The organism is Tenacibaculum sp. ZH5_bin.1 (genome assembly GCF_042865525.1).
Lineage (GTDB): Bacteria > Bacteroidota > Bacteroidia > Flavobacteriales > Flavobacteriaceae > Polaribacter > Polaribacter mesophilus.
In genome coordinates, this window is the sequence record NZ_JBEGIO010000001.1 from 662,937 (window position 1) to 676,714 (window position 13,778).

Consider the following 13,778-nt stretch of genomic DNA (forward strand, 5'->3'; position numbering starts at 1 on the left):
TTGGAAAAAGCAGTTATTAATAGACTACTTACAGCACTTGCTATTTTAGTAAGTGTTGTTTCGTTTTCACAAAATACTCAAAAAAATAAGACAAGTAATGCTAAACAGGATACTGTTATTCCCCTTAAGTATAATTTTAAATATAACCAAAACGGAACACTTTATTTAAACAACCCTTCTCAAAAAGTAGTAACTTATGATAAGGTGTTGAATAAGTTTATGATTGTTGAAAAAATAGGAGATTACTATGTAGGTACCCCTATTTTTATGACACCTAAAGAGTATAATGAATACCGCTTAAAAAATGATTTAAAAGATTATTTTAAAGAAAAAGTAGACGCTACTAATCCTAAAAAGAAGGGCAGTGAGGCTGCTCGTAAAAACTTATTACCTAAATACTATGTAAATTCTAAGTTTTTCGAATCTGTTTTTGGAGGTAACACTGTTGAGGTAAACCCAACAGGACAAATAAATATTAAACTTGGAGGTGTATATCAAAACAATGAAAACCCTCAAATCTCTGTTGAAAATCAAAGCAGCTTTACATTTGATTTTGATCAACAAATTAGTGCGAGTTTACAAGCAAAAGTAGGTAAACGATTAACGGTAACGGCAAATTATGATACCCAATCTACTTTTGATTTTCAAAATATTATTAAATTAGAATATACTCCAACCGAAGATGATATTATTAGGAATATCGAGGCGGGTAATATTAGTATGCCGATTAAAAACTCACTTATTAATGGAGCACAATCGTTATTTGGGGTAAAAACAGAATTACAGTTTGGTAAAACATATGTTACAGCTGCATTCTCACAGCAAAATTCACAATCTAAAACAGTAGTTGCTGAAGGTGGAGCAACCATAGAACCATTTGAATTACGAGCATCTGACTATGATAATGATCGACATTTCTTTTTATCACAATATTTTAGAGAAAATTACAAAGAAGCTTTAGAGAATTATCCTTTAATTAACAGTCCTATAAATATTACTAGAGTTGAGGTTTGGGTAACTAATAGAAATCAAAACGTAACCGATTATCGTAGTATTGTAGCTTTTGCCGATTTAGGAGAATCTGATGATGCAAATGAAGTGAATCCAGCTGAAATAACAACAACACCTGGAGCTATATCAGTTAATTCTGAAATTATACCTTATAATGGAGTGAATAATTTAAGTTCTTTATTAACAGCAAATTCAGGTGGGATTAGAGATGTTGCAACTATTGATGCTGCAATTAATGGTATTGGTGTTCCAGCGAGACAAGGCTTTAACTATACATACTTACAAAATGCTCGTAAGTTACAACCTAATGAATTCAAACTACATCCACAGTTAGGGTTTATCTCGTTAAATAGACGATTAAATGACGGAGAAGTTTTAGCAGTAGCTTTTGAATATACTGTGGTAGGAGCCTCTAATAGTGAAACAGTTTTTAGAGTAGGAGAGTTTTCAAACGATGGAGTTGTTGCACCAGCAAACCTAGCAGTAAAATTATTACGTAGTGAAATTTTAAATACAGTTCGACCAGGAACAGCTACAGCAAATAGTCCCGGTGAGCCTTTTCCTACGTGGCGCTTAATGATGAAAAACGTATATGCTTTAGGAGCATTTCCATTACAACGTGAAGGTTTTCGTTTTGAGTTATTGTATCGTGATGATGAAACAGGAACCTTACAAAACACTTTACAAAATGCAGCAAATACAGCGTTAAAGAATGAACCATTATTAAGGTTACTGAATTTAGATAAATTAGACCAAAGTGAATATGCAGTTACAAATGGAGATGGTTTTTTTGATTATGTAGAAGGAATTACGGTAAATTCTGAAAGAGGATACATTTTGTTTCCTGAACCAGAACCATTTGGTGAAGATTTATTACTGAAATTAACCAATCCAACAGATCAAACAAAATACGGTTTCGAAGAATTATATTTAACTACTAAAATTCAAGCTAAAAATGAGTATCAGAACTTAGATAAATTCTTCTTAAAAGGATATTTTAAATCAGAAACAAGTAGAGGGATCTCTTTGGGGGCTTTCAATGTTCCAAGAGGGTCAGTTCGTGTTACAGCTGGAGGAAGACAATTGGTTGAAGGGATAGATTATGTGGTAGATTATCAATTAGGTCGTGTGCAAATTTTAGACCCAGGTTTAGAAGCTTCAGGAATTCCAATTAACGCATCTGTAGAAAATAATACATTTTTTAATCAGCAACGAAAAACATTTATAGGAATTGATGTTGAACATCGTTTTTCTGAAGATTTTATTTTAGGGGGAACTTTTTTAAATGTTAGTGAAAAGCCAATTACACCTAAGGTAAATTTAGGAGGAGAGCCTATAGATAATATTATGTTAGGTTTGAACTTAGACTATTCTTCAGAAGTACCCTATTTAACAAAACTAGCAAACAAATTGCCTTTCGTTGAAACTGAAGCTCCGTCAAATGTTTCGGTTAGAGCTGACATGGCATATTTGTTACCAGGATCTCCTAGTGGAATTAATGTAGATGGTACTGCAACTTCATATTTAGATGATTTTGAAGCTTCACAAATACCAATTAACTTAAACTCACCACAGCAATGGTTTTTAGCGAGTACGCCAGAATCTCAAGGTTTTGATGGAGGAACTTTTGGTTTAGAATACAATTACAAAAGAGGGAAATTAGCTTGGTACAATATTGATCAACTATTCTACGGAAGTGGAAACAGACCAAGTAATATTGATGAGAATGAATTGTCTAGAGATGAGGTACGTCAAATTCGATATAATGAATTATTTCCTAACACAGATTTAGACATTACACAACAAAACTTAGTTAGAACCTTAGATTTAGCTTATTACCCTGCAGAAAGAGGACCATATAACTATAATGAAAATGCAAGCAGTGTAACAGCTGAAGAGCGCTGGGGAGGTATTATGAGAGCATTAACCACGAATAATTTTGAGCAAGCAAATGTTGAGTATATTCAATTTTGGTTAATGGATCCGTATGAAAACTATTCAATTACAACTGAAGAAGGTTTGCCTGCAGGAATTAACCCAAATGACCCAACAAATCAAGTAGGGAAATTATTTATAAACTTAGGTAATGTTTCTGAAGATATATTAAAAGATGGAAGAAAGCAATATGAAAATGGGCTCCCTGCCGATGGACAAAAAGCTGACGGAGGTAATATCCAAACTTCTATTTGGGGAGATACCCCTATAAATCCTTCTATTTTATATGCTTTTGACTCTAGTAATGATGCAAGAACGAATCAAGATATTGGTTTAGACGGTTTAAGTGATGAAGAAGAAAGAATAAAATTCCCTGCATTTGCTGGACTAGATGACCCAGCGGGAGATAATTTCCAGTTTTTTAGAGGAGGAGAAATAGAAAACACTAATCCATCAGTTTTATCCAGATACAAAAACTTTAACGGTACAGAAGGTAACTCACCAACAGCGAGTCAGTCAAACGAATCATATCCAACATCATCAACCACCTACCCAGATACAGAAGACATCAATAAGGATCAAACAATGAATCCTGTGAATAGCTATTTTGAGTATGAGGTTTCTCTAAATAAAACAGATTTAGTATTAGGTCAAAATAATATTATTGATGTAAAAACACAAAATGTAACACTTTTAAACGGAGCAACAAGAACCACTAAATGGTATCAATTTAGAATACCTGTTAGAAATGTTACTGATGCTCAAAAAATTAATGGAATTACTGATTTTAATAGCATTCGTTTCATACGAATGTTTTTAACGCAATTCAAAATGCCAGTAGTATTACGTTTTGGAGAATTAGAATTGGTAAGAGGAGATTGGAGACGTTATACAAAAACATTACCAGATACAAACACTCCTCCTGAGGATTTAGATTCAAATAAATTAAACAAGTTTGAAGTAGGAGTAGTTAGCATTGAACAAAATCAAGACCGTTATAAACTGCCACCAGGAATTCAAAGAGAACGTTTGCAAGGAACCAATAGAATTCAACGTCAAAACGAGCAATCTGTAACGTTAAAGGTAACTGACTTAGAAGCTGACGAGGTTAGAACTATTTATAAAAATATTAGTATTGATATGCGTAGGTATAAAAAGCTGCGTATGTTTTTACATGCTGAAAATCAAAATAGCGTTACAGGCGCAAATGATGATGAAATGGTAGCAGTTATACGTTTAGGTACCGATTTAAACGATAACTATTACCAAGTAGAAAAGCCATTAAAAATATCTACATCAAACGCTTCATCTTTAGATGTTTGGCCTCAGGAAAATAATTTAGATATTCCATTAGAAGAGTTAGCTAACCTAAAAATTGAAAGACCAACAGGAAGCAATCTTACTGATGTGTATTCGTCGATAAGCTCTAATGGATTAAAAATTTCTGTGAGAGGAAACCCAACCTTAGCTCAAGTAAGAACGGTGATGTTAGGGGTTAAAAATACAGTTAGCGATAATAAAACTGTTGAAGTTTGGTTTAATGAATTACGTGCAGTAGGCTTTGATAACAAAGGAGGATGGGCAGCAGTTGTAAATGCAGATGCTAATATGGCTGATGTAATGGATGTGTCTTTAGCAGGAAGAATGTCAACCATAGGTTTTGGTAATGTAGAAGATCGTGTACAACAAAGAAGTATTGAGGATATAAAACAATATAGTGTAGCAACAAATATTCAGTTAGGTAAAATGATGCCTAAAAAATGGAACATGCAGGTGCCAATGAATTATAGCTATGGAGAAGAATTTAGAGATCCAAAATACGATCCACAATTTCAAGATGTAGAATTAGAAGACGCAATTGATAAAAACCCAAATAGTAAAAATGCTCAAGATTATACAAGAAGGAAAAGTATTAGTTTCATTAATGTAAAAAAGAATAGAAACCCAGAAAGTAAGAAGAAACCTAAATTTTATGATGTAGAGAATTTTTCAGCCTCATATTCACATAGCGAGGAGTTTCATAAAGATTACAATATTGAAAGTTATGTAAACAAAAATGTAATGGCTGGTGCTAGTTATAATTTCACTTTTGTTCCTTTTAGTATAGAGCCATTTAAAAAATCAGAAGGATTTAAAAGTAGGTACTTACAATTTATAAAAGATTTAAACTTTAATCCAGTACCTAAAACAATAGCATTAAACTCAAGAATTAACAGAAACTATAATAGTCAACAGTCAAGAAACTTGATTATTGACCCAGTGAATCCTTTACCTGCTCAACCAGAACTCATACAAAGAAGATTTTTATTTAATTGGGATTATACAATCGGTTTCGACTTAACTAAGTCATTACAATTAAACTTTAATGCGACAAACAATTATATATACGATAGTTTCGGAGAAGATGAACAATTAGAAGTTTACGATCAATTTTTCAGTATAGGAAGACCAGATAATTACCATCAAAAGTTAAATACAACTTATAAATTACCATTAAATAAGTTTCCATTCTTGAATTTTATCAATGCAGATTACGGATATACAGCTGATTTTGATTGGAAAGCAGGTTCACAAAGTTATATTGAGCAAGTTGGAAACATGATTCAGAATGCCAATACACATAATTTAAATACAAATATAGATTTCGGTCGTTTTTATAAAATTGTTGGTGTAGATAAACTATTGTTAAAAGGAACAAAAAAGCAACCAACTCAAAAAGGAACAGCTACATTAGGAGGAAATCAAGTAGCCCAAAAGCCAAAGCTTAAAAAGAAAGCTACTTTTGGTCAAAAATTAGGAAAGGGAGTATATGATGTGTTAACATCGGTAAAAAGAGCAAAAATTAGTTACTCTCAAAATAATGGAACTTTACTACAAGGATATAAGCCTTCAGTTGGATTTTTAGGAAGAAATGGTTTTGATGGAGGCTTAGCTCCAACTTTAGGATTTGTATTTGGTAGTCAAACAGATATTTTAAATACAGCAATTGAAAATGGATGGTTAATTACTAGAAACGCTGGAGATGAGTATTACAGTAAGAATTACTCTAAAACAAGATATAAAAAACTAGATTATAATGTGTCTGTAAAACCTTTTAGAGATTTAACTATTGATTTACGAGGGAACAGAATTCAAACAAGTAACTTAACACAGCAGTTAGATGTTGTTTCAAATGGTAGTGGAGGTTTTGAGCAAGACCCGAATATAAAACCTTTTGAAACAGGTAATTATAGTATTAGCCATTTTATGTTAGGAACTATTTTTACTGATAATGAAACATTATATCAAAACTTCTTAGATTATAGAAGCACTATTTCAAATAGACTATCGGCAGAAACAGGCTTGCCTAATACGGGTACAGCAGCGTATCAAACAAACGGACAGCAAGCAATGCTTCCAGCATTTATTGCTGCATATTCTGGTAATAGTCCGAATTCGGTAAGTACAGGAATCTTTAAAAATATTCCGATTCCTAACTGGACATTACGCTATAATGGTTTTATGAAATATAAATGGTTTAAGAAGAACTTTACTTCATTTACTCTATCACATGGTTACAAATCATCGTATACAATAGGTAACTATTCTAATAATTTACAGTATGATTCAAATAATAGAGAAACAAATACAAATACTTCTGGTAATTATCAACCAGAACTCTTAATTTCGTCCGCAACTTTAATTGATGAGTTTTCACCATTAATAAAAGTAGATTTTAGAATGAAGAATTCAGTTTCATTCAAAGGAGAGATAAGAAGAGACAGATCTTTAACATTAAACTTTAATAATAATACTTTAACAGATGTTAAAGGGACAGAATATGTTTTAGGGTTTGGATACAAGATAAGAGATGTTAAATTTGTCACTAGATTTACAGGAAAAAAAGAAACTTTAAAAGGAGATATAAATTTAAGAGCTGATATATCGTTAAGAGATAACTTAACATTGATAAGAAGTGTAGATGAAGAAAATAGTCAGATTACAGGAGGGGAGAAATTATTTGGATTAAAATTTATTGCCGACTATAATTTAAGCAGCAATTTAACAGCATCTTTTTATTACAATCACCAAACATTTGAATATGCAGTTTCTACCACTTTTCCAAGACAATCTATTAATGCAGGAATTAATTTAGTATACAACTTAGGAAATTAAAACAAACACAATAAAAAATCATTACAATGAACATTCCATCAGAATTAAAGTACACCAAAGACCACGAGTGGGTTAAAGTAGAAAATGGTGTAGCAACTATTGGTATTACTGATTTTGCACAAGGAGAGTTAGGAGATATCGTATACGTTGACGTAGATACATTAGATGAGGAATTAGATGCTGAAGAAGTTTTCGGTTCTGTAGAAGCAGTAAAAACAGTTTCAGACCTTTTTATGCCTTTATCAGGAGAAGTAGTAGAGTTTAATGAAGCTTTAGAAGATGAACCAGAATTAGTAAACTCTGACCCTTATGGAGACGGGTGGATGATAAAAGTAAAATTATCTGACGATTCACAAGTAGCAGATTTATTAAGTGCTGAAGCATATCAAGAACTTATTAAAGGATAAACTAACCATAATAGCAATACTAATAACTTTAAGTATTGCTATTATTAGTTTAGTAAAAATAGAAAAAGCACCTATACAAATTAACCATATAGATAAGCTAGAACATACCTTTGCTTATTTCGTGTTAAGTTTGGTATGGTTGTTAGCTTTAAAAACAACAAAAATTAATAAATATATTACTGTTTTTTGTTGTTTTTTTTACGGCATAATTATTGAGGTTCTACAAGTTACAACAACGTCATATAGATCAGGAGAGGTTTTAGATATAATGGCAAACACGACGGGTATTTTAATAGCTTTCATAGTTTATAACTTTTTTTTAAGAAAAATAAAGCTATTTAAAGATTAAGCTTGTAAAAGTTGAAATAAATTAATTAAATTAGCGAACTATTAAAAACATTTAGGATGGAAATCAAGAAAAATCCAAAATCAAACTTAGAGAACTATAGTAAACTATTTATGCAAATAGGTTTGGTTTTAGCTTTATTTGTAACGTATGTTGCTATTGAGAATAAGACATATGATAAAGAGTATGGAGAGTTAGGTATGGCTAACATGGCTACTGATATTGAAGAAGAAACTATTGAGCTTCAAATTGAGCCACCAAAGCCAAAACCAAATACACCTCCACCACCAGCTCCTGAAAAAATTGAAGTAGTAGAAGACGAAGAAGAGATTGAAGAAACAGTTATCGAATCAACTGAAACTGATGAATCTGAAGCTGTAGAGGTAGAAGATATTCAAGAGGTTGAAGAGGTTGAAGAAGTGGTAGAAGATGTACCATTCGCTATTATTGAGGAAGTTCCTGTATTTCCTGGTTGTAGTGGAACAAAAGCTCAAAAGAAAGCATGTTTGAATAAAAAGTTACAGAAGCATATTCAACGTAACTTTAATGCAGAATTAGCAAATGAATTAGGTTTATCTCCAGGTAAGAAAAGAATTTATGTACAGTTTAAAATTGATAAGGACGGTACTATTACTAGTGTAGCGGCAAGAGCTCCTCATCCAAGATTAAAAAAAGAGGCAGAAAGAGTTGCTAAGAAAATACCTAAAATGAAACCAGGTAGACAAAGAGGTAGACCAGTAAGAGTAGGTTATACGTTACCTATTACATTTAATGTAGAGTAGTGGAAACTTACTAAAAGATAAAAAAAGACAATCTAAAACGGATTGTCTTTTTTTATTGGCACGTTTCTTGTTTTTAACATAGTATTAACATAAAAAACAAATACTATGAAAACACCTAAGAAGCATGCTAAAAAGCAATTAGAAAAATTTTCAACTATTTTTACACAATTAGGCTTAGTGCTAACTTTGTTTGTCGTTTTTCTTGTTTTAGAGCACGAAACAGTTAAAGATACAGCGGTAGTTGAACCTACTAATGCACAAGATTATGAGAAAGTTTACACTTTTGACATTCCTGTTATTGTAAAAAGAGAAGTAAAAGAAATAGAAAAGCCAAAGCAAGAGCGTGTAATTAAAGAAGTATTTAAACCAGAAGTAGTAGATAATAATACGGAAAACACCACTGTAATAGATTTTTCTATAGATGAAAAACCTATTGATTTAAATCAAATTTCAGAGTTAAAAGAAACTGAAACTATAGAAGATAGTGATGATCCAATTTCAATTAAGAATGTCCAAAACACTCCAGTTTTTAAAGGTTGTGAAGGACTCTCAGAAGAAGAAAATATAAAATGTTTTGAAAGAAAAATGCAACAACATATACAGCGGAATTTTAACTCAGAATTGGCGCAAGATGTAGGATTAAATTCTGGTAAATATAAAATATTGACACAGTTTGTTATTGATAAGTTAGGTAATGTTACGGATATTCAAATTAGGGCACCACATACTAAATTAAAAAAGGAAACAAACAGAGTAGTAAATAAAATTCCAAAATTTACTCCAGGAAAACAGAATAATAAAGAAGTAAAAGTAAAATATACGCTACCAATTACTTTTAGAGTGGAATAAAAAGTAAAAACTCAGCCAACTGGTTGAGTTTTTTTTATTTTTGTTATATATGGATACAGATAAAATGTTTTTTGCACATGAGACAGCAGTTATTGATGATGGTTGTATAATTGGAGAAGGAACTAAAATATGGCACTTTAGCCATATTATGCCTAATTGTAACATTGGTAATAATTGTAATATTGGACAAAACGTAGTAGTGTCGCCTCAGGTTGTTTTAGGGAATAATGTAAAGGTCCAAAATAATGTTTCTATATATACGGGTGTTAGATGCGAAGATGATGTCTTTTTAGGACCCTCTATGGTTTTTACCAATGTAATTAATCCACGTAGCGCCATAAAAAGACAAGATCAGTATTTAGAAACAATTGTTAAAAAAGGAGCGAGTATAGGAGCAAATGCAACAATTGTATGCGGTAACAATATTGGAGAATACGCTTTTATAGGAGCAGGAGCAGTGGTAACTAAAGAAGTTAAACCTTATGCGTTAGTTGTAGGAAACCCATCAAAACAAATAGGGTGGATTAGTGAGTACGGACATCGGTTAAATTTTGATGATGAAGGTTTGGCTACTTGCCCAGAAAGTGGAGATAAATATATCTTGAAAAACAATGAGTTAAGAAAACTTTAAGTTAAAGTTTAAAAAAAGTGAAAAAACTTAAAAAAAATATTTGTGAAAAGAAAAATCTTATTTATATTTGAACAGTGGTTTTTAAACCACTTTCTTTTTCTTTTTCATAGCAATTTTTCCCACTCAATTTTGAGTGGGTTTTCTTTTTATAAAAACTTCCCAAATAAAGTAACTGTATAGAATAATGTATTCTAAAGTAATTAAACAAAGATTTTCTTTCCATGGAGAATTAGCATATGCCTGATAACTTAGAATAATAACTAAACTCCACAAAACAGCATAACGATATTGAGTAAATACAGATAAAATTAAAAGCGTTGCTATATACCAAGGATGCATTGTTGTTGTTGAAAAATAGTAGAAAGACAAAGCAAATAGCATACTTAGAATTAATTGTTTTGTTGACTTGTTCTTTTTGAAAAAAGTAAGAATTAATAAAAAGCAAACGGTAAGAATAGGTATTATTTTACCAATAATGGCAATCTCATTATAGCCTCTAAATTGATAACCAATTTCTCTAGCTAAATAGTAAAAACTAGCATTAAACTCAAAGCTTCTAAACCATAAACCAACAGAGTTAGTATAGTTTGAAATTAACTCTGGAGAATAGAAAGGAAGAAAAAGTAACACAATTGTTAGAACTACAGTTCCGTAAAAAAATGCTAATTTTTGTAATCCTTTAAGGAGTGAAAAATCATTTTTTACAAACCATTGAAAAAATAAAGGTAAAAAGAGTAAAGGAATGAGTTTTACAGAAACTGAACAAGCCATTAGTATAGCTGCTAAAAACCACTTCTGTTTATGTAGTGTATAAATACTCCAAACCAAAAAGAATAACATAACAGGTTCAAAATGTAAGTTTCCAGTAAGTTCAATTATAATAAATGGGTTTAAAACATATAGAAAAATGTTTTTAACGGGTAATTGTAATCTTTCTAAAAGCTTTTTTCCAAAGTATAAAATACCAATGTCAGCCAAGATAATAAGTGTTCGCATTACAATAACGCTCCAAATAATGCTGTTTTTAGCAAACAAGGCGGCTATTAAAAAGCAAAGTTGATTAACTGGAGGATAGTTGGTGTAATGACTACCATTTAAGGCTCCCATTCCTTCATACAAATCCTTAGCTTGGTTAATAGGGTAGTTATGCTGCTCAATAAATGTTTGAGGTAATGATAAATAAGGATTTATTCCTTCTAAAATCATACGTCCATCCCAAATAAAACGATAGAAATCTTGAGATAGATTAGGAATAGCAAAAAAGAAAACCAATCGAAATAAGACCGAAATTCCAGCTAAATGAGCAAACGATAATTCTTTATCTTGTAAAAGAGCAAAATAACAAGTAAATAGGCTAATCCAGAGAAAAAGTAACTTGTTAAATTCGGTACGTTCAATTGTATAAGCAAATAAAAAATAAAGAAGAACACTAACAAAGGTTAGTATAATTGAGCTATATTTTTTAAAAAAAGACATTTAAGCTTTTGAGAAAATCGATTTAAAAAAGACATATCCAAAACCAACAAATAACATTAAATGAAAAGGAAACAAACCAAAGTCTCCACCCTGATCACCAACAGTAAAAGCACTATACATACCAAAAGCAAAGTATAAAGCTAATAAACCTTCTATGATTACATGTAAAGAGGGTCTTTTACGAATATATTTATTGTTTTTCCAACTATCTTTTAATGACTTAATATTGAATTTAGGGGTTCTTACAAATTCACTTTTTTTACCTAAATGACCTTCTAAAACAGCAATTGTATTGTGTAAAGAGAAGCCCATGGCAATAGAGAAAAAAGCGAAAAAGGCGCCAATATATTTGATAAAATTCCAGAAACCTCCTCCGTAAGTCCTTTTATACATAAACCAGTAGCAGATAAAGAAAATAAAGGTGCTTACAATAAAAAAGCTCATGACTATAAAGTAAATTTTTAAATGAGCATATTCATTTTTAATATACAACATAGGTATACTTAAAACAGCTACTAAAAAGATACAAGTAAACATAGAGCTATTTAGTAAGTGTAGCGTTCCATGAAGTTTTGTTTTAAAGGGAATAGTAGAACTTGTAATAATTCTCTTCAACATTTTTTGAAAATTCTCTGCTCCTCCTTTGTTCCATCTAAATTGTTGTGAACGAGCAGCGCTAATAACTACAGGTAATTCAGCAGGAGTAACAACATTTTCTAAATATTTGAATTTCCAATTCTTTAATTGTGCACGGTAGCTTAAATCTAAGTCTTCTGTTAAAGTATCTCCCTCCCAGTTTCCAGCATCGTAAATACATTCTTTACGCCAAATACCTGCAGTACCATTAAAATTAATAAAATGTCCTTGGCTATTTCTGCCTACTTGTTCTAAAGTAAAATGAGCATCTAAAGCAAACGCTTGAATTTTTGTTAAAGTTGAATAATTTCTATTAATATGTCCCCAACGAGTTTGAACTACACCTATTTCAGGATCTTTAAAATACGGAACGGTTTCCAATAACCAATTTTCCTTAGGTAAGAAATCGGCGTCAAAAATAGCAATAAACTCACCTTTGGCCGTTTTAAGTCCTTCCTTTAGGGCGCCAGCCTTAAATCCTTGACGGTTTTCACGTCTAATATGTTGAATGTCTAAACCTGTTTTTTGAAGCTCTTTAATTTGTTTAGCTGTGCTCTCAATTGATTCATCGGTAGAATCATCTAATACTTGAATTTCTAACTTTTCGCGTGGATATTCTAATTGAGCAATGTTGTGTAATAAACGCTCCATTACATATAGCTCATTATAAACAGGTAGCTGTATTGTTACATACGGAACTTTGTTAATGTCAGATAAATCTAATTTGGGTGTGCTTTCCTTTTTTTTCTGAGCTTTCAAATAGTTGATAAGCAGGTTTAACTGAGCTATAGCGTATAACAATATAAGTACTAATGATATAGTGTATAGCGTAATTATTATATATTCTAAAACCATTATTTAAAGCTATATTTAAAGATCCAACCTAAAATTTTTATGCCGGCTAATATACTACCTTTTACAGTTCCTGAAACCTTTGAAACGCCAATTCTATTTCTATATTTCATAGGAATTTCTGTATAAGTTAATTTTTGTTTCAAAGCCTTTAATTGCATTTCTACTGTCCAACCATACGTTTTGTCTTCCATGTTTAATGCTAGTAGTTTATCATATTTTATTGCTCTGAAAGGACCTAAATCAGTGAATTTTGCACCAAAAAACAACTTCATTAAAGTAGTTGCTAGCCAATTACCAAAAACTTGTTGAGGAGTCATAGAACCCTTTTCACGTAGTCGTTGTACACGAGCACCAATTACAAAATCAATGTTATCATTCATTATTGGAGCAACAAGCTCAGTAAGTTGTTCAGGATAATCAGAATAATCTCCGTCTAAAAAAACAACGATATCTGGCTTTTCGTTTTTAATAGAAATATATTCCATCCCTTTCAAACAAGCATATCCGTAACCTTTTCTATTTTCAGAAAGTACTGTTGCTCCTGCGTTTTTAGCAATGGTTTCAGTATTATCTGTTGAATTGTTACTAATAACAATTACCTCGTCTACTATGGAAGGAATGTCATTGATTACATGGGCAATGGAATCTTGTTCGTTATATGCGGGGATGATAACTTTTATAAGTGGATTCATTAA

9 protein-coding genes are annotated in these 13,778 nt (G+C 31.4%); 6 read left to right on the top strand and 3 right to left on the bottom strand.

Features of this window, described 5'->3' with window-relative positions; translation table 11 throughout:
* The 6 genes from sprA (at position 1) to ABHQ57_RS03030 (ending at position 10,116) form a co-directional block, all read left to right on the top strand.
* Complete coding sequence (sprA, locus tag ABHQ57_RS03005; RefSeq protein ID WP_167712766.1) at positions 1–7,101, top strand: cell surface protein SprA; 7,101 nt, start codon at positions 1–3, stop codon at positions 7,099–7,101.
* Between the two features lie 26 nt (positions 7,102–7,127).
* On the top strand, positions 7,128–7,508 hold the full coding sequence (gene gcvH, locus ABHQ57_RS03010; RefSeq protein ID WP_167712768.1) for a glycine cleavage system protein GcvH: 381 nt from the start codon (positions 7,128–7,130) through the stop codon (positions 7,506–7,508).
* Positions 7,474–7,857: a VanZ family protein gene (locus tag ABHQ57_RS03015; RefSeq protein WP_082118582.1), complete on the top strand. Its 384-nt coding sequence runs from the start codon at positions 7,474–7,476 to the stop codon at positions 7,855–7,857. The genes gcvH and ABHQ57_RS03015 overlap by 35 nt, the downstream gene beginning before the upstream one ends.
* A gap of 56 nt (positions 7,858–7,913) precedes the next feature.
* Positions 7,914–8,636 carry an energy transducer TonB gene (locus ABHQ57_RS03020; protein ID WP_047787899.1) on the top strand — a complete coding sequence of 241 codons (723 nt, stop codon included), beginning with the start codon at positions 7,914–7,916 and terminating at the stop codon, positions 8,634–8,636.
* A gap of 105 nt (positions 8,637–8,741) precedes the next feature.
* Positions 8,742–9,485 carry an energy transducer TonB gene (locus ABHQ57_RS03025; protein WP_167712771.1) on the top strand — a complete coding sequence of 248 codons (744 nt, stop codon included), beginning with the start codon at positions 8,742–8,744 and terminating at the stop codon, positions 9,483–9,485.
* Positions 9,486–9,534: 49 nt separating this feature from the next.
* Positions 9,535–10,116, top strand: a complete 582-nt coding sequence (locus ABHQ57_RS03030) for an acyltransferase (RefSeq protein ID WP_047787897.1) — start codon at positions 9,535–9,537, stop codon at positions 10,114–10,116.
* A gap of 123 nt (positions 10,117–10,239) precedes the next feature.
* On the opposite strand, the gene ABHQ57_RS03035 is transcribed toward ABHQ57_RS03030, so the two are convergent.
* Genes ABHQ57_RS03035 through ABHQ57_RS03045 form a run of 3 tightly spaced genes read right to left on the bottom strand, consistent with a single transcriptional unit; the run spans position 10,240 to position 13,775 of the window.
* Positions 10,240–11,592, bottom strand: coding sequence for a mannosyltransferase (locus tag ABHQ57_RS03035; protein WP_167712773.1), 1,353 nt, complete (start codon positions 11,590–11,592; stop codon positions 10,240–10,242).
* Complete coding sequence (locus ABHQ57_RS03040; protein WP_167712775.1) at positions 11,593–13,083, bottom strand: cellulose synthase family protein; 1,491 nt, start codon at positions 13,081–13,083, stop codon at positions 11,593–11,595. It abuts the gene before it with no gap.
* Positions 13,083–13,775, bottom strand: a complete 693-nt coding sequence (locus ABHQ57_RS03045; RefSeq protein WP_047787894.1) for a glycosyltransferase family 2 protein — start codon at positions 13,773–13,775, stop codon at positions 13,083–13,085. The genes ABHQ57_RS03040 and ABHQ57_RS03045 overlap by 1 nt, the downstream gene beginning before the upstream one ends.
* Positions 13,776–13,778 lie beyond the last annotated feature (3 nt).